The 18,564-nt window shown below is 32.3% G+C and carries 16 protein-coding genes and 2 tRNA genes; 8 read left to right on the plus strand and 10 right to left on the minus strand.

Annotation, left to right across the window (positions count from 1 at the left end):
• Positions 1 to 170: 170 nt before the first annotated feature.
• From C8N41_RS11025 to C8N41_RS11055, 7 genes are all read right to left on the minus strand, one after another.
• The gene (locus tag C8N41_RS11025) at positions 171 to 992 is read right to left on the minus strand and encodes a sterol desaturase family protein (protein WP_115839296.1); all 822 of its coding nucleotides are present in this window, start codon (positions 990 to 992) and stop codon (positions 171 to 173) included.
• A 146-nt stretch (positions 993 to 1,138) separates the two neighbouring features.
• A complete protein-coding gene (locus C8N41_RS11030; RefSeq protein WP_115839297.1) occupies positions 1,139 to 1,606 on the minus strand; it encodes a PEGA domain-containing protein in 468 nt (155 codons plus the stop codon).
• A 17-nt stretch (positions 1,607 to 1,623) separates the two neighbouring features.
• Complete coding sequence (locus C8N41_RS11035; RefSeq protein WP_092447214.1) at positions 1,624 to 2,016, minus strand: hypothetical protein; 393 nt, start codon at positions 2,014 to 2,016, stop codon at positions 1,624 to 1,626.
• Positions 2,017 to 2,199: 183 nt separating this feature from the next.
• Positions 2,200 to 2,934 (minus strand): DKNYY domain-containing protein, encoded by a 735-nt coding sequence (locus C8N41_RS11040; protein ID WP_115839298.1) that lies wholly within the window; start codon positions 2,932 to 2,934, stop codon positions 2,200 to 2,202.
• A 146-nt stretch (positions 2,935 to 3,080) separates the two neighbouring features.
• Positions 3,081 to 3,839, minus strand: coding sequence for a hypothetical protein (locus C8N41_RS11045; RefSeq protein WP_115839299.1), 759 nt, complete (start codon positions 3,837 to 3,839; stop codon positions 3,081 to 3,083).
• A 389-nt stretch (positions 3,840 to 4,228) separates the two neighbouring features.
• Positions 4,229 to 4,310 (minus strand) — tRNA-Tyr (locus tag C8N41_RS11050).
• A gap of 95 nt (positions 4,311 to 4,405) precedes the next feature.
• Positions 4,406 to 4,478 (minus strand) — tRNA-Gly (locus C8N41_RS11055).
• 325 nt (positions 4,479 to 4,803) lie between these two features.
• Between C8N41_RS11055 and C8N41_RS11060 the strand changes: the two genes are divergently transcribed.
• Positions 4,804 to 6,438, plus strand: a complete 1,635-nt coding sequence (locus tag C8N41_RS11060; protein ID WP_115839300.1) for a tetratricopeptide repeat protein — start codon at positions 4,804 to 4,806, stop codon at positions 6,436 to 6,438.
• A gap of 111 nt (positions 6,439 to 6,549) precedes the next feature.
• Positions 6,550 to 8,880: a VPS10 domain-containing protein gene (locus C8N41_RS11065; protein ID WP_115839301.1), complete on the plus strand. Its 2,331-nt coding sequence runs from the start codon at positions 6,550 to 6,552 to the stop codon at positions 8,878 to 8,880.
• A gap of 116 nt (positions 8,881 to 8,996) precedes the next feature.
• Here C8N41_RS11065 and C8N41_RS11070 read toward each other — a convergent pair whose 3' ends face one another.
• Entirely contained in the window at positions 8,997 to 9,503 is a 507-nt protein-coding gene (locus C8N41_RS11070) for a YqiA/YcfP family alpha/beta fold hydrolase (RefSeq protein WP_115839302.1), read from the minus strand.
• Between the two features lie 365 nt (positions 9,504 to 9,868).
• Here C8N41_RS11070 and C8N41_RS11075 point away from each other — a divergent pair, with 365 nt between their 5' ends.
• Entirely contained in the window at positions 9,869 to 10,807 is a 939-nt protein-coding gene (locus tag C8N41_RS11075; protein ID WP_115839303.1) for a sterol desaturase family protein, read from the plus strand.
• Positions 10,808 to 10,882: 75 nt separating this feature from the next.
• Here C8N41_RS11075 and C8N41_RS11080 read toward each other — a convergent pair whose 3' ends face one another.
• Positions 10,883 to 12,685 carry an SLC13 family permease gene (locus C8N41_RS11080; protein ID WP_115839304.1) on the minus strand — a complete coding sequence of 601 codons (1,803 nt, stop codon included), beginning with the start codon at positions 12,683 to 12,685 and terminating at the stop codon, positions 10,883 to 10,885.
• A gap of 211 nt (positions 12,686 to 12,896) precedes the next feature.
• Here C8N41_RS11080 and C8N41_RS11085 point away from each other — a divergent pair, with 211 nt between their 5' ends.
• The gene (locus tag C8N41_RS11085) at positions 12,897 to 13,763 is read left to right on the plus strand and encodes a phospholipase A (protein ID WP_115839305.1); all 867 of its coding nucleotides are present in this window, start codon (positions 12,897 to 12,899) and stop codon (positions 13,761 to 13,763) included.
• A gap of 2 nt (positions 13,764 to 13,765) precedes the next feature.
• Here the strand turns inward: C8N41_RS11085 and C8N41_RS11090 are convergent, their stop codons facing one another.
• On the minus strand, positions 13,766 to 14,764 hold the full coding sequence (locus tag C8N41_RS11090) for a metal-dependent hydrolase (RefSeq protein WP_115839306.1): 999 nt from the start codon (positions 14,762 to 14,764) through the stop codon (positions 13,766 to 13,768).
• Between the two features lie 392 nt (positions 14,765 to 15,156).
• Here C8N41_RS11090 and C8N41_RS11095 point away from each other — a divergent pair, with 392 nt between their 5' ends.
• From C8N41_RS11095 to C8N41_RS11110, 4 genes are all read left to right on the plus strand, one after another.
• Positions 15,157 to 15,957, plus strand: coding sequence for a type II CAAX prenyl endopeptidase Rce1 family protein (locus tag C8N41_RS11095; protein WP_092447224.1), 801 nt, complete (start codon positions 15,157 to 15,159; stop codon positions 15,955 to 15,957).
• 27 nt (positions 15,958 to 15,984) lie between these two features.
• Positions 15,985 to 16,842 (plus strand): class I SAM-dependent methyltransferase, encoded by an 858-nt coding sequence (locus C8N41_RS11100; RefSeq protein ID WP_092447225.1) that lies wholly within the window; start codon positions 15,985 to 15,987, stop codon positions 16,840 to 16,842.
• A 54-nt stretch (positions 16,843 to 16,896) separates the two neighbouring features.
• Entirely contained in the window at positions 16,897 to 17,334 is a 438-nt protein-coding gene (locus C8N41_RS11105; RefSeq protein WP_115839307.1) for a GNAT family N-acetyltransferase, read from the plus strand.
• Between the two features lie 72 nt (positions 17,335 to 17,406).
• On the plus strand, positions 17,407 to 18,501 hold the full coding sequence (locus tag C8N41_RS11110; RefSeq protein ID WP_115839308.1) for an alanine racemase: 1,095 nt from the start codon (positions 17,407 to 17,409) through the stop codon (positions 18,499 to 18,501).
• Positions 18,502 to 18,564 lie beyond the last annotated feature (63 nt).

The following is an 18,564-nucleotide window of genomic DNA, read 5'->3' on the forward strand; positions in this document are numbered from 1 at the left end:
GTTAATTATATTTTTTAATAAAAGAGGCCTTGTAATGTATATCTAAGACATTTTGAAAAGCGGAAGTATTGTGAGTGGAATTGTAGGCTTATCTAAAACCGAAATGTGGGTTTAGTTTAATTTTAAAATTAATATTTTTATGACTAGAGTAATTTGCTATGCCTTCGTTTTTATTCAGTTTTCTTGTCAGATTTAATTCTTTTAATATTTATAAAAGGGCTTTTAATTAAATAAAGGAATGATTGTTTTTGGTCCGTATCAAATTCCGCTAATCCATATTTCATATCTTCTTTTGGCATCATTTTAAAAGTTCCAAATAACCTGTCCCAAATTATAAATATATCGGCATAGTTTGAATCTGTGTATATCTGTTCTTGTTGATGGTGCACTCTATGATGGTCAGGCATTACAAATAATAATCCTAAAGTCGAATTCAACCATTTTGGGTAATTTAGATTTGCGTGTTCGAAAAAGAAAAATACATAAAGGATAAAATAGTAGAGTGCCATAGAAAAGACATCTGTACCAAATAGTGCAGCAGTAATTATATTTCCAATACCAAATACAAGAATTAACTCAATAGGATGAAAACGAAAAACTGTTGAAGAATCCATTGTTGTATCGCTGTGATGTACTCTATGGAATCTCCATAGCAAAGGAATTTTGTGAGTTCCTCTATGAATCCAATACGCTGTTATGTCATATAAGGCAACTGATAAACAAAGTTTAACCCAAACAGGTAACTCAATTAGATATAGAAGTCCAATATTGTTTTCATTTAGCCATTCAATTGAAAACACCTGAAATGTTACAAAAAAGATATTTAAAATTACAAGTATAATCTGGAAAAGTACATTTTGAAATAGATGATTAATTCTTTTCTTGAAACTAAATGGCGATTGCATTATTTGCTCTAATGAAAAGAAGAATACAATTAACCCAATCACAATATAATTTGGGTCTATTCCCAATAATTTGTTTATTAAATCCATAGTTTAAAAATATTAGATTAATTGTCTTGTTATGTCTTTTCAACTTGCGCCTGATGGTTTAGTATTTGGCAACTTCGCAAATATATCTTAATTTTTTTTAAGTAACTAATTAGTTTTGAAGCATATAAGGTGTTGTATGCAGGCTTTTATTCCGGTTTTTTTAATTGTCCAATTTTTTCAGAATTTGAGTCAATATCCATACTTATCTTAATGAATAATTTTCCATTTTCCATATCGTAGGTAGTTCCGCTTTTCGGACTTCCGTTTATTTCTTCTAGTTTTAGCTTATGCATTGCTCCAGTTATTGGGTCGATTATTATTCCAATTAATCCACCGAATGCGATATTTCCGATATACCAAGCATTGAATTTTTTCTCCAGCTTTGTTTCATAGGTTTCATATCCGTCCAATTTGAGTACCAGATTGTATTCTTGATTTCTTTTCAGGTTTTTTTGAACAGGTGTGTTTCCAACTTCGATTTCGTTAATGTAAACTTTTGCAGAATTTGGCTCTGAAGTTATTTCTACATTTTGTCGTGAACCTGAAATAATAGTTGCACAACTTGTTAGAAATAGCACTGATGAAAGTAGGATAGTTTTAAAAATTGTTCTCATTGATTTGTTTTTAATATTTAGTCAAGTTTTAATTTATATTGAGGTAACAATGAAACATCTCCATCATATCTGTAAAGTTCAATTTTCAATCGGTAGCAACTGCTCCATAAATCAGGCTTTTTTTTGTCTACAACTTTTACAATATTCGCTCCATTTTTTCTTGCCTCCATTCTTGCTTGATTCATTAAGCTGTTAAAACTGCAATCCGTTGAAAATCCGGAGTCTTGAAATCGTAAATCGCCAATTTTAGTCAAGTTTTTTGGTAATTTGTGTCCGATATCCAAAAGTGCTACTTTTTGTTCAATAGACAATTTTGGTTGCGGATTAATAAAATTTGAAGAGATTTTTGGACTACAACTTGTAAATCCGATTACTGTTATTAAAAACAGCATTTTAGTCAATTGTTTCATAGGTTAAATTTAATTCTCAATTTTGTTTCTAGTTTGCATATAAGGGATTTGTGTATAGTTAGTTGCGTGGTTTAGCAACTAAGTTATCAAACTTTTACGGACTAGAAAAAAATCCGAAGGAATTTTGGCAAGTAAGCAGAAAAAAGCAATTAATTATGCATCGTATTGTGTGTAGTTATTTTTTTAAAATCCATTAATATTTCCAAATTTGTCTTTCAAAATGTTATTTTCGATAACGAATGTTTTTATGTCAATTGTGTCCTCAACTATTATTCCTTTTTCCTTAATAAAGACTTTTCTATTATTTGTTTCAAAATAATTTTTATCAAATTGATAAACGTATTTCTTGTCGCTTGAAATCCCGTGACTTCCCTCGTAAACACTTATGTTTTTGTAATCATTCGATGGAACTTTATAATTGTTATAAAAATAATGACATCCATCTTTACTCCATCTTCCTAAAACATTATCCTTATTTGGAAATACGAAACTAAAGTTGTAGACAGAACAAACGTTTAACGACTTATTTTTGTAGAATACGTTTTGATGATTTTTTGAAAAATCATAATCTATGACTTCAAATTCTTTTGGGTTTGAGTTTTCTATTGAATCATTATAGTAATAAGCTTGTTTCGCATCAATTGCGAATCCTTTTTTTAATATTTTAAATGTGGTTGGGTCAGCTCCTGGGATAATTTCATTTTCATAATAAACATTAAATTCATCTTTTCCATAAGTGTTATCATCAGACTTAATTTCAGAGAAAGATTCTAAGTCGGCATTTTCTAAGACTTTCTCATTCCAACCTCCTTGACCAAAACTCCAAAATTTATAATAAACTTTGTCTTCTCGTTTTTCATATTCTGATCTACAAGAAAAAAAAATCAATATTATTAATATGGCGAACGGTTTTTTCATAATTGCACACAACGTTGTTGTATATGGTTTGTTGCGTGTTTAAGTAACTAATTTAGCAAATAAAAACCGAATAGAATATTCCGCAGGAATATTCGTAAGTAGGCTAGAGCTAGCAATTAATTTTACACGTTGTTGCCAGTAGTTTTTTATTCATAGTCAATCATTTTAATTTCTTCACACCTTATGTGTGTTGAAATAGTTTCAGAACAGATTGGATTAAATTCCATTACCTTATTCCAAATTCCGTTGTCATTTCTATAAAGTCCTGTAAATCTATTTCCGTTGCAACGTCTTTGTTTAAAAACAGAAAGTATAGCATATTTTTTATTTTCTGAAAATAGAGGTTTGGAAAAATGATAATAAACTGTTTCTTCAAGATTGTTTTTGTCGTCCATTTTCCAACTTTCAACGAAGTCAGCATAAAACATTTTATTATTCCAAATTCTTTTTTTATTCCACAACCATTTCTTTTTTAGAATTAATGTATATGGCTCTTTATTTTCGATTAGACTATCATATTTTTTTTGTTCTATGTTGTATTTAACAAATTTTATTTTTTTCGTTTGTGGTGGCGACAAAATGTGATTGTAATTATATTCGTCAGAAACTAATTTTGCTTTATTTAGATTATAATTTTTCCAGTTAACAGTTTCATTCCTTGGTTGTGTATAAATAAAATTTTCTGGAAAGTCCTTGTCAACTATTTTTAATTCTCGAATTTGATAATTTTGTAATGAATCAACTATTTTTTCTTGTTCAAGACTTTTAGGTACTAAAAAATAGTATTCAAAATTTTCAGGGACTTCGGCTTTAGTAACTTGATTAATCAAATTCTCTATATCTGACTTTTGTCCGAATAAATTCAGAGTCAAAAAGATTGATATGAGCAATAATGTTTGTTTCATCAAATTACAGCTAACGTATTATATCACGTCAAAAATAAGCCTTATCCTTCTTTAGTGTCTTATTAATAAAGGATTAAAAGGTAGCCTAGTACAATGATAAAACTATAATTAATTTTATGAATACAACTAAAACGTTAAATGTATTCATTAAAACAACGTAAGTCTTAATATACGAAAGAGGGTAGAAGCCTATACTAATTTTGTGATCCTAAGAACTTTAAAATGGAATTTGCAATTTTGCGTAACAATTATAGGTTACAATGCTTAAAACACCTATTTAAAGAAGGATGTTTACAGAATAGAACATGCGTTTAAAGATTGTATGAGTGGTAGCGTGCCAACCAAAATTGGGATTTAAAAGGGCACGAGATTTACCATTTGGAATTTTGTGGGGAGAGCAGGATTCGAACCTGCGAAGACGTAGTCAGCAGATTTACAGTCTGCCCTCGTTGGCCGCTTGAGTATCTCCCCAAAAACTTTAATTCAATATTTTTAGACACATCAGAAATGGTTTCTTTGTGGCTTTTAGAACAAGTAAGACGTCACTAAGCAATGAGGTCTTTTTGAGCGAGAGACCGGGTTCGAACCGGCGACATTCAGCTTGGAAGGCTGACGCTCTACCAACTGAGCTACTCTCGCAATTTTGGTAAGCGGATGCAAATGTAATATTATTTCTGAAAACTACACTAAATTTTTTTTAGGTAATTGTAAAAAAAAATGAATTCAGAATTTTTTCATCTTATTTCAAAGGATAAATAAATTTCATTTCACATGGTTTTAAGGTTGGGTTTGGTATCGTTGGTGTTTTCTAAAGTGCTATAAATTAGGGTGTCACTTTTTAGAGTTAAGAAGGAAGCCGAAATGTAGGAGGAATCATCCTCGGCGTAACCATATGCCAGAAAAGGAAATCTGTTTAAATGGTTCGTTAAAATTTATTTACATTTAGCCAAAAAGCAGAAATTATATGCTCAGAAGGCTACGTGTTTATTTAAATGGTATTGTTTTATTGCTATCCCTTTCTATCTACGCACAGGCAGAAACCCCTGAGATTTTAGATGACCAGATAGAAAAAGGAGTGGAGCTCATGTTTCAAGGTAAACATTCGCAGTCCATTGAGTTGTTATTGTCACTTCAGTCCATAGCCAAGAAAAATCAATGGTACGAGCAAGTTTTTAGATCTACACTCAATATTGGTTCTAATTATTATTTACTTTCCGATTATGGTGAGGCAGTTATTTTTTATTTAAGAGCTTATGAAATTGCCATAGAGCATTTAGGTCCTAGTGAAGAAATGACTGTGCTCAACAATATTGGTGTGCTTTATTTTAAAGAGCACGACAATTCGCAAGCAAAAACCTATTTCTTTAAGGCTTACCAAAAAGCTAAGGATACCGAAAATAGCGTAAAAGTTGGCTATTACGCCGTTAATTTAGCCTTAGTTTCTAATAAATTGAAACAACCCGATTCGGCTCAAACATACATTGAGGAAGCTTTACCTCTATTAGAAACGGAACCCAATGTTTTAATTCAGGCTAAAATGGCACAATCTGAAATGTTTCTTTTAAAAAAACAGTATGCTAATTCTGAACAAATCGCTTTAAGCTTATTACCAAAACTTCAAGATATATCACAAGTACAGAATAGAGTATTTACCTATTTGATTTTAGCGCAACTCAATGAGCATCAAAACCATTTAGACAAAGCATTATCTTATGCTTTAAAAGCAAGGGAGAGTAATACCAGTATGGAGAATCGAGTAGAGGTGTATGAGCAACTCTCTAACTTGCATGGTAAAATAGGAAGTTTAGAACAGGCATTAGTGTATAAAGATTCTGTTATTATAGCGTCAGATTCGCTAACAGTAATGCGTAATAGAAAACTGTTTGAAAATGAAAAAGTGAAATTTCAGATTCAAAATTATCAGCACGAGCTCGCCGAAAGCAAACAAACTTTAAGACAAGAACGGCGGTTTTTGTATAGTGTTATTGGTATTACCTTATTGCTTATGACCTTTATACTTTGGGTATTGCGAAGTAACGCCATAAAACACAAACAACGTAAAACTATTGTAGAACTAGAATTAGCCAAAGAGAAAAGTGATTATTTGCTCATAGAAAAGCAATTGCGAGAACAAGAAACTTTAGCTTTATTAGAACAAGAACGTTTAAAAAATGAATTGGAAGTTAGAAACAGAAAACTTACAGCTAAAGCCTTATATCTGTCTAGTAAAAACAGTCTTATTGAAGAAGTGATTGCTTCTTTGTCTAAACACAACGAAGTTTCTGAAAACCCTGAGTTAAAGAAACAGATTAGAGCATTAAAAAAACATCTTAAAACAGATACCCAATGGGATAGTTTTTTTACCCATTTTGAAGAGGTCAATCAAGGATTTTTAGATCGCCTGAAGCATAAGCATGAAAAATTAACTCCGAGTGATATTAGATTTATCACGTATTTATACATGAATTTAACTAATAAAGAAATTGCGTCTCTTTTAAACATCACTCCACAATCTTGTAGAAAGCGTAAAGAGCGAATTTCTAATAAGTTAAATGTCCCAGAAGGTATGACGCTTCATACCTATTTATCTACGATATAATAGCGATGTCACGCTAAAAGACCCTATATGTCACGGAATGTCACGCTTAAAATAAGCCTCTAATGAGGTGTGGTCTCTATATTTATCATCCTAATTTAAAATCGAGTTATTATGAAAAAAACAATTACTTTATTATGCGTTTTCTTTAGCGTCCTGATGTCAATAAAAGCTACGGCTCAAATTGAATTTGAAAGTGCTGAGGCTTATGGGCAAATTTTTGATGTGATCTATAGCGAAACAGAAGCGGATGTTATGTATGGGACTACGTTAACCAATCATATTGTAACTTCTACAGATGCAGGTGAAAGCTGGAGTATTTTATATTCTGATCCTATAGATAATTATGCGACTTTAAAAGATTTAAGGCTTATTAATGATGGAGCAGCATTGAGTTTTAATGTTAGAGCAGAAGGTACATATTACAATAAAATAGTATTATTTGACTTGGCAACAGCATCGGTTACACAAACGTTTTCTCCACCAAATTCTTTTGAATCCGATATCTTAATTGAGTCTTACGATATTTCAAGTGCTAATAATGATGTTGTTTTAATGCATACTACCTATTCTTTACTTGGGGCTTATACGCACGAGGTCTTTTATACGAGTGATGGAGGTGCAAACTGGATTCCTGTATACTACAGTCCACTTCATGATAGTGTGGCTATCAACAACGTTAGCATATCTCCTGTAGATGATAATACTTTATTCTTAATGCGAGGAGGTTCTACAACACGCGAAATTGGCGGTTTGTATATCTCTTATGATGCAGGACAAAACTGGGAAAATAAGATTCCAGGGAATACCTATGATGCTATTGCGTTTAATCCAGATAATGCAGACGACATTTTATTAGGTACCAGTTACGGTTATGACACCCATGTAGAAAATTTGTACCGCTCTCTAGATGGAGGCGATACTTGGGCAATTGTGCCAATTACATGGACAACGATGTCTACCGATCACATCAATCAAATTGTATTTAATCCTAATAATGCTGATGAGATTATTGTATTAGAAGAAAATGAAATAGTATTATCTACCGATAACGGAACAACTTGGGAAAACCATGTGTATACCACTATAGATCCAGAAAGTTATTATTACGGATTAAATGCATCATACAATCCATTTGCAACTGATGAAATTTTAATTACCACCAATTTTTATCCGTTTTTAAGTACCGATGGAGGTGTCACTATGAGTAGAATAGAGAACTCTTTTGTGAATTCAACAGGAACTGTAACGGCTTTTACATCTGCTGAAGAAAATCATGTGTATTACGGTTTACGTGCCGGATTTATTCATAAAGACCTACAAAACGCTAGCGAAGACGCGTATAGTTTACAGTCATTAACTCAAGGTTTTGGTTCTGCAGTAAAAACCATTGCAGATCCTGTAGTTCCTGGACGTCTTTTTACAGGTAACAGGGCTTTAAATACCTCGTATATTAATGTGAGTTCTGAGCATGGTGCCAATCAAAGAAGTATTGCAAGTTCTATGTTTTTCTTAATTCTTGAAGATATTTCTACTGCTGTTACCAATACAAATATCAGTTGGATGTCTACAGGTATAGAATTACATAAATTAAATTTAGCGGATTTAGATAATATTGTTGATGAAGTTATTTCAGTACCATCACCAGGTGAGGTGATAACAGCTGTGCAAGTGGATAGTGACAGTGAAACCACTGTATTTATGTCTCAAGGTATTAATTTTTATAAAACAACTGATGATGGAGTAACTTGGACTTTAAGCAATACTGGATTAGAAGGTTTAACTGTAGGTAGCCATGTAATTTTAGATATAGCACAAAACCCTTTAAATGCCAATCAGTTACTTTTATCTACAACTCAAGGTATATACTTGTCTGAAGATAAAGGAGCGTCTTGGGAATATATTTCTTCAGAATTTACAAATAAAATTGCATTTTCAACACTACATGAAAATACTATTGTAGCTGCTACTTATTATTCTGAAGGTTATAATATACCGTTACCAGCTTCAAAATCTAAACTTGTTATTAGTACAGATTTAGGTGAGACTTGGAGCGAGATTACTGCTGAAGCTTTACATCATGCCTTTACTTTGACTTCAGATTTTGTATTCACAGATGATGCTGTAAAGGTTTATTTTGGAGTTCAAGATTTAGGTTTAATGAGTTACACTATTGATTTAGCTACGTTAGCTGTAGATACTGCAATAGTAACGCCTAATTCACCTGTGTCGTTTTACCCTAATCCAGCAAAGAACAGTTTTTCCGTAAAAACGAATCATACGTTAGAAGCTGTTACAATCTATGCGGTATCAGGACAAATAGTAAAGCAAGTGAGCCAACCTTCAACTGACATTAACGTTAGTGATTTATCTGCAGGTGTTTATTTAGTGAAAGTTAAAACCACTGCAGGTACAGTAACGAGACGATTTGTAAAATCTAATTAATCTGTTTTTTTATCGCTTATTTAGTGTGTAACCACACATATTGTTTAAATTGATTAGGACTCTGTTACCAAATAGAGTCCTTTTTTTGTTATTTCAAAAATCGTATCATTTGGTTTTTATGTGTAATTAGCATCAGTCAAGTGTTTAAAAAATACTGTGATTTCATCTTTAAAAACCGTTAACGGTATACGATGTGCCAAATGATTATGAATGCGTAGGTTATAGTGAGGATGAAAAACTAGGGTTTCAGATAGAAAATTTAAAGTGTGCTTAGGATTTACAATAGCGTCTTTAGTGCCAAGCACTATTTGTTTGTAAACACTTGTTGGGTGAGGTATGTCTACAAGGTTTTGTGGTACAGAGCGTTCCGCTAAAGCCGGATTAAATAATAAAGCAGGACATTGAAACATGTTTGAAACATAGTAGCCTGTAAACCCTCCCATGCTACTTCCTATCACAATATCTATGGCACGCGTTTTATAAGTTGTGATAAGTGTAGCAATAACATTGGGATTAGATTCGTAATCAATAGCAGGTGAAAAAATCTCTCCATAAGGTTCTAGTAATGCTCTTTTTTCAGGACTTAAACTCCCATTGAGACCGTGTATATATAAAATATTCATAAAGGTGTAGCGTTTTTTATAGGTGAAAGGAAGATAGTGACATCAGTCTAAGGTAATAATTATTCGTCGTTTTTATAATTATAAATTATTATATAAATCAATATAAAACCTATACGTTAATTTTTAGTCAGAAAAAAAGGATGCAATAATTTCACTTAGAGTCATTTTGAAGACTATAATAGGGTTAATTCGCTATTATATTTTAAAAAATTCGGATTTCTATTGATGTTAATGTATCTTCACGAATTATAGTTAGTAATGCGGATTTGAAATTTTTTATCAGGCAATCATGAAAGAAGTATCAAATTGTTTTCTACAGAAATTAGTTAAATACAAATCAACCCCTTTTTTAAATTAGTTAATACATGGATTTTACAAACCCTTTAGTATACGGTGTTCCGTGTTTTTTAGGTCTTATTGCCTTAGAGCTTACTTATAGTAAGGTTTTAGACAATAAGAAACTTTACGAATGGAAAGATTTACTATCGAGTGTGTCACTGGGTGTTGGTTCTGCAATACTTGGTGCTTTAATAAAAACAGTGTCTATAGTAGTGGTTTTTAACTATGCTTACGACCTGTTTAATCCTGTTGTAGATGGAGTACGTACCAATATTATGGGCTGGGAGTCTTTTGGTTATGCTTGGTATGTTTGGGTACTATGTATGCTTTTAGATGATTTTACGTATTATTGGTTTCATAGACAAAACCATATGGTTCGCTTTTTTTGGGCAGCACATATAGTACATCATTCTTCAGATAATTTTAATTTAGGGACTGCCGTTAGAAACGGTTGGTTCACTATTTTTTATAAACCTTTTTTCTATGTATGGATTGTTATTATAGGTTTTCCACCAGAGATGCTTGTCGTCTGTTTGGGGATTGAAGCCTTGTGGCAATTTCAGTTGCATACGCAGTATATTAAGAAGATGGGTTTTATAGAAAAGTTTCTAAATACCCATACCATGCACCAAGTACACCATGCCAGAAATATTGAGTATATGGATAAAAATCATGGTGGTTTTTTAAATGTTTTTGATAGAATTTTTGGAACATGGAAAGAACTCGATGAGAATATTCCTATTGAATACGGAGTATCTACTCCTCCAAATTCTTTTAATTTATATGTAATTCTAACTCACGAATACAAAAATATTTGGGAGGATATGAAAAAATCTAAGAATTGGTATCACAAATTTATGTACGTATTTGGGCCTCCTGGTTGGAGCCACGATGGAAGCACTTTAACCATTAAGCAAATTAGACGAGAAATGGCCAAAGGGAAATCTTACGAAGATTTTAAATAATGTGTAAGCGCGGTTTGTAGGTTGGCAATAAATAGGGCTTTATATTTGAAACCATTTTTAAGTGCTATTTAATACTTACAAAGCATTTGCTAATAAGAGCGTGCCCATAATCCATAAAATAAGAGATAGTATACCTCCGATTATAAAAAAGTGTTTAAACTTATAAATGCCTGTACCGTAGATTAAAGTATTGGTTTGATATCCGACTGGTGTAAAAAAGCTAAAGTTAGAACCAAACATTACAGCTAATAGAAAAGGTTTTATATCTAAACTTAAGCCACCTGCAACGGCAATGGCAATAGGTGTCATTATAATAGCAGTGGCATTATTAGAGATTACACCAGATAACAGTATGGTAATTCCAAATAATAAGCCTAAAACAATAGTTGGAGTTTGATTGCTCATAAGACTTAGCAAATGCTTAGACAACCAAATATCGGCTCCACTGTTGGTCATTGCTATGCCTAAAGGAATCATACCTGCCAGTAAAAATATAATTTGCCAATTTACTTTTTGGTAAACACTTTCAAGTTGAATAATATTGGTTAACAACATCGCGGAGACACCAATAAGCGACGCGGTTAAGATACTAACAACACTCGAGGCTGCTAATGAAATTACAGCTAATAGAATGAATAACGCCGTAATTCTCTTTGCTTTTGAAATGTTGGGTTTAAAATCGTGCTCGTTTAAAATGGCAATATTTTCAATATTATATAAGTCTGAAATTTTATGCTCTTGCATTTCTAGTAACACGCGATCACCAGGCTTTAGATTAATGTCATCAATATTTTTTCGTAATAAACGCTCTTTAGTATTTCTTAAATTTCGTCGTTTTTTAATTGCAATAGGAAAAGCGCCTTCAAAAGACATTCGACGTAGGCTTTTTAAAGTTTTTCCGATGAGGTTAGAACCTGGTAAAATGAGCGTTTCAATATACGTTTCACCTTTTTCTTCATCATTTTTATCATTTTTAAGAAGTGCCCTTTGCCTTTTCTCATTTAAAATGAAACCGTTTTTCTTCATAAAGGATTGAAAATTGTCTAAGTCGCTCATCACAACTAATTTGTCATTCGCAGTAAGTTTAATATATTTTCCGGGAGCATTAATTACCTGGTGATTTCTAATTAATTTGAGTACTTTAGAATCTTCCCGATTTATAAAATCAATGTCACCAAACCGTTTGCCTATTAAAAGAGAATCTTCTGTAACTTTTACAGTAAACACGTAAGAATCAATTTTATAATCGCTAGACAAACTGCTTTGTGTTTTTTGAGGTAAATAACGAGAGGCCACAGTCATTACGATTAAGCCAATAATAAAAAAGAGGATACCATAACCAGAAAATTCAAAGAAACTAAAAGCTTCAATATTATATTTTTGAGCCATAGCATTTACGATAAGGTTGGTAGAGGTACCCATTAATGTACAGCTACCTCCAAGAATACCTGCAAAGGAAATTGGCATGAGGAGTCGCGAAGATGAGAATCCGTATTTTTCAGATAATCTAGTTGTTATTTTAATGAATATAATTACTACAGCTGTTGTGCTTATAAAGGCAGAGATACTCGCAGACAGTATCATAAAAGCCGGAGTTAGTAAGATAAGAGGAAGAATTTTTAATTTTTTTATCCCATCAGAGAGGAGTTGAATTACACCATTTTCTTCTAGTCCAACAGCCAATATCATTAATGCTAAAACGGTAATAGTAGCCGGATTCGCAAAACCACTGATGGCTTCTTCGGGTGTGGTAAGTTGTAATAAAACGAGAGCGACTATAATAAAAAAAGCTATTTTATCTACAGGAAAGAGCTCTGTAATAAATAATAGAATACTTATGCCAAGAATAGCAAATACTAAAATAATTGAAAGCTCCATATGTTTATAAGATAACAGTTAAATGTAATTACAAAATGAATACAAATGGTGCTCATTTCGGTTTTTCATTGCTTTGAATACTACCTAAAAGATATCGTTCTATTTTATTGATTTCGATTAGTGTAAATACCAAATAAGTTAATGCAACTGTCTGTAAATGGTCAACTTTGTGGTATTGTAAAAGATTCTATTTTTATATCCTAATTGTCTTATGATTCAACAGTTTCAAAATGTAAAAAGACTTCAAATCTTACTGCTGCTAGTAATGGTGTTATTTGGAGTACATTCGGTATATTCTCAGGCGTATACCAAGGAGAATTTAAGAGATTCCATCGCTAATCTACCGTATTTCTCAATACACAAAGACAATTATTTTATTACAGGTGTTCCTACGAATAAAACGATAAATAAGGTTACAGCTAATGCGAAATATCAAATAAGCTTCAAGCAAATTTTAACACGAAGTCGTTTGCCTTTAGATACATATCTGTTTTTAACATACACGCAAAAGTCATTTTGGAATATCTATGAAGAATCATTTCCATTTAAGGATATTAACTTTAACCCTTCGTTAGCATTGGGGAAATTTTTCTACGGAAAAGACAATCGTTTAAGAGGAGTTGGTGTGTTATCTTTTGAACACGAATCTAATGGAAGAGATAGTATAGCCTCTCGCAGTTGGAACCGAATTAATGTAGAATATACCACAGGCATATTTAAAAACACGGTCGCAAGCTTTAAAGCATGGTTGCCATTTTCTTATAAGGAAGGTAATCCAGATCTTTTAGAATACGTTGGGTTAGGGCAAATTAATCTGTCTCATACCTACAAACCAGATAAGTTAATCTTTGGTTTGAGGCTACGTAAAGGTTTAAATTTAGAAGGTAAAGGCTCGGTAAGAGCTCGGATTTATTTTAATCCTTTTGATAATAATATATCTAATCAATACCTTATGTTAGAATGGTTTGTTGGCCAAGCAGAAGGTTTATTAAACTATCAGCAATCTCAAAGCATGATTAGGGTTGGTTATGTCATAAGGACTAACGAGTTTAGGTGGTTTAATCGTGATAAAAGGTAAGATTAATTCCCTTTAATACGCTCCCATAAATCTAACATCAATTGTTTGCCATCTTGTTGTGTTTTTTCTTGTTCAATAAAGCTGACATTACCAGAAGCGTCAATGTCTATTAAATATCTAAATGCAAAATTTTGAGATTGTGGCTCCATACTGAGTAAACCAAAACGAAGATCATTAAAGTACAATTGATCATTTAATTTATGGATGGTATACCAACCTTCAGAAATGGCAATCATGCGTTTTACTTTTTCATCATTAATTAAGTCTCCCAATAATTCATGATTTTTTGGATAACTCTCAAACGTTATCTCTTTAGAATCAAAAAAAGAATATGTTCCTAAGAGGTAATTAGACTCTGTTTCTATGTTAGCATTCCATAGAATAGTATTAAGAGGAGAAGGTCTTGTATCGATTTGCAGATAGGTTATGTTTTGATGTTTTAGTGCTTCTTCAAATTGAGTAAACGCAATACTTTTTAAAGCAAATGTTAAGGCTAAGTAGGTGGTACTTAAAGTTAACCCGATACCATTATACACACGGCGTTTTTTTGAATCGCGTTTTTGAAACATGGTCAAAATTAGAAACACTAAAAATGGCAATGTATAAAGCGGATCTATCACAAAAATAGTCTTAAACGCTAATCTTAAATCTAAAGGCCAAAATAACTGTGTGCCCCAAGTGGTGTGCGCATCAAGGATGGGATGTGTTATAAGTGCCCAGAAAAATAACCAGGACCAACCTTTACGATCTTTATATTTTTCATATCGCGATACGAGCCATCCTAAAATCGGAGCAAAGAGCACTGAAAAAACTACTGAGTGCGTAAAACCACGATGAATAGCTAATGCAGAAACTGTATCGGTAAAGTGTGATGCAAAAATATCTAAATCAGGAATTGTGCCTGCAATAGCACCATATAACATGGCTTTATTTCCAACTTTTTTGCCTAAAACAGCTTCGCCAACAGCGGCTCCTAAAACGATTTGTGTGAGTGAATCCATAGTGTAAAGCAAAAGTAAGGTTTCATTTGCAAATTATCGATACAGAGAGGTGCGAGAAGTAATGTTTACATTTTTTTAGATGGTATTAATAGCACATTATCAGTATTTTATAATTAAGGTTAAAGAAAATCACTTAATAAACCACTAAACTTAGATTTTCACGTTTTGTAGAATAAAAAGCCGATAATGCTATTTTTTTTTATAGCATTGCAATACACTTTGTTATGAAAATTGAAGATGTAAAATTTATTTACGGAAATACTTCGGTTTTATTGAGGAAGTGTGTTTTCGCATCGACATTTTGGCATAAATTCAGCATTGTATTTAATCGGAATGTAGAGCTTTGGGAAGTGAAATTTTCACATTAATACGTATTATTTTTAATTAAAATTATGGGAGAATTTATAAAAAAACATGAAGTTTGGATATTTCTAATTCTTTGTCCAGTGGTCAATGTACCATTTGTACAGGCTAGGATTGAAGGTTTTATTTCAGAATCTATTTATAACACAGGACGGTTTTGTATTTTACTCTTTATTTTAATCTGTTTACTGTTGTATACCAGAGGTATAAAAGGAGTACTTAATCTATTTAAGCCCATGTTAACGTGGAAGGTGCATCCTAAATGGTATCTTTTAAGTTTCATTTTTCCGTCTTCTATTGCACTAATTACACTTTTGCTGAAGGCTGTTTATTACGATGTTGAGTTTGATACTTTTATCACTATAAAAATTACTACAGTTAGAGCGTATATGGCTTTCTTTGTTTGGGCATTTTTAGGAGAAGTGGTTTGGGTGAGTTACTGTATACGTGAACTATCTAAACGAATAAAACCGTTTTATGCAGGTCAGATTGTAGCTGTTTTTTGGGCATTGTGGTTTATTCCTGTAATTCTTCTAGGAGAGGGAATATTACCGGAAATTCCAATAGTATCTGCGTTTATTTTTATGTTCGGTGTAGCAGGTATGTGTGCTTTTATTTATAGTCATACCAAAAGCGGTATTTGTGTCCTTCTTTTACAATCTATGGTGAATCTCACCTTAGTATCTTTTCCTATAGCGCCAACCAATGGAGGTGCACCTACTTATACAGCTTTTGGTTCCATATATTTTTTAACAATGTTGGTGATTTGGGGAATAGATTATTTAATGAAAAAGAAAAAGCAAAAAGAACTTCAGTTAAAAAGTATATAAATAATCTCTCTTATTAATAAATTTACTATGAAAGGAAAAATCAGATCTGTTTTAGTTGAATTTCTGACAAGTACCGTCGGTATGTCGTTGGTTGCATTGTACCCAAAAAAAGTAAAGCAGTTATCCGATAAAGGACTAACACTTGTATTAGGTGATAACTTAAGCCTATCTGAGCGTTTAATGCGTAGAGCTATTCTTAAGAAAATTGAAAAAAACGAGGATCATGAAAAACTAGCAGAATTACATAAGACGTATTGGGCTAAACAAGGAGATGATTTTGTAAATAATACGGAAGATAATTTAAAGAATATTCATTTGCCAGCTTACAAGGATGTGCTTAGAATACTTATGGATGAAACCACTAATGCAGCTATCCCATTTAACAAACTTGTAGAAATTGGAACCGGAAATGGAAGTGTGTTAAATTATTTGTCCTTAGAGTATCCAAACATCAAAGAATATATTGGTATAGATCTCAGTACTGAACAAACTAAAATTAATCAAATCAATTATAAAACCAACGAAAAATTAAAATTTGTAGGAGGAGATGTGCTAGATTGGTTAGAGGAACAGGATCAAGGTAATTTTGTGTTTTTAACCTTTAGAGGTGTGTTAGAATATTTTACACAACAACAGCTCGTGCAATTTTTTAATAAGTTAAATACTTTAGGAAATATTATATTCTTTGCCATAGAACCCACTGACGCTGACCATGACTACAAGGAAAATCCAAACTCTAAAATCTATGGTGTTGAAGGTTCTTTTTCTCATAATTACGTTCAGCTTTTTAAAGACTCCGAATTCAATATTTGGTATTCAGAGCAAAAAAATGAAGTCGGACATCCTTACCTTATAAAAGTTGTGGGAGCAAAAAACTTTGAATAAGCATTTGCTATGTTTTAATTAACGTTGATTAAATACTAAAATAACATTAAAAAAATGAACACAATCATATACGATGCTTCTCATAAATTAGATAATTCCGAAAAGGAGCGTATTGTAAATTTTATATTCACACATTTAGAAGAATACGGCGATCCTAAAAGTGCTGTAAAAAAAGCTATTGATTACGCTGTTGGTGATCGCCCTAGCTTAGGTGGTCATGTATTTATTATGGAAGAGACTGATGAAATTATTGGTGCGGTAGTGATTAATAAAACAGGAATGGATGAATATATTCCAGAAAATATCTTAGTCTACATCGCGACTCACAAAGATTATAGAAGAAAAGGATTCGGAAAAAAATTAATGGAGTTTGCTATAAACAATTGTGAAGGCAGTATTGCATTACATTGTGAAAAAGATAATCCGGCGAAAATGCTATATGAAAAGCTTGGCTTTACCAATAAGTATTTAGAAATGCGATTAGAAAAGTAAAAGTTTAAGTCCCAAATGCGCTACAGAATGTTGAGATATGTTTTCACTATTTATTAAAAGTCACAAGTTGCAATGGCAGAGTTAATTATTCATTCAGAAAAAATAAAGGAAAACATACAATACTTAAGTCGTTTTTTTAAAACACATCATATTGAATGGAGCCTTGTTACTAAAATATTTTCTGGAGATAAAACGTTTATCGCAAATATCTTACCCGAAGACGTTATGGAATGTGTGACCTCAGTATGCGACTCAAAATTAAGTAGTTTAAAATATCTTAAAAAAGTATTTCCTAAATTAAAAACCATTTATATTAATCCGCCGGCGCCAGTACGTGTAGATGAAGTTATAGATTGTGCCAATATCTCATGTAATACGTCTATTACAACCATTAAAGCACTTAATGCGGCTGCAGAGAAAAAAGATGTCGTTCATAAAATCATTATTATGATTGAGCTTGGTGAATTGCGCGAAGGCATACATTTAGAAGATTTAGCCTCGTTTTATGAGGCTGTCTCTGATTTATCTCATATTGAAGTGGTTGGTGTTGGATCCAATTTAGGGTGTATGTTTGGTGTAGAGCCTACAGAAGAGAATCTTGCTCAACTTGCGTTAAGTAAAAGATTTATTTCTGAAACGTTTCATAAGGAATTAAAGTTTATTTCTGGTGGAACATCCATAACGTTGCCTTTATTAGAAGATGGCTTAGTACCAAAAGACATCAATCATTTTAGAGTAGGTGAAGCCGCTTTTTTGGGTATTTGTCCTTTAGAAGGAAAACAGTTTAAAGACTTACACAAAGATACATTTGAACTCCATGCGAATATTATAGAGTTAATTGAAAAAAATATCTCACCAGGAGGCAATTTGACCACGACTTCTAAATCGCAGAACTCAGGTCGTAAAAATGTAGAAAGATCACAAACATCGTATAAAGCTATCTTAGATTTTGGTTTATTAGATGTCGATAAGGATGATTTGGAAGCTGAAGATGATTTTCTATTTGTTGGGGCCACATCAGATATGGTAGTTATTGATGTTGGTAACAATCAAACGGCATCAGGAGGTGTGAAATATAGTGTAGGAGATAAAATTAAGTTTAGGCTGAACTATATCGGTGTAGCGCGTTTATTGAGTTCTAAATTTATTCATAAAATCTATGTCTAAAGGTTAGGTTTTCAAGTCCTCTCTCTATCTTCTAACAACTAGCCTCACAATCAACTAAACAGT

Source organism: Winogradskyella sediminis (assembly GCF_003387355.1).
Taxonomy (GTDB): domain Bacteria; phylum Bacteroidota; class Bacteroidia; order Flavobacteriales; family Flavobacteriaceae; genus Winogradskyella; species Winogradskyella sediminis.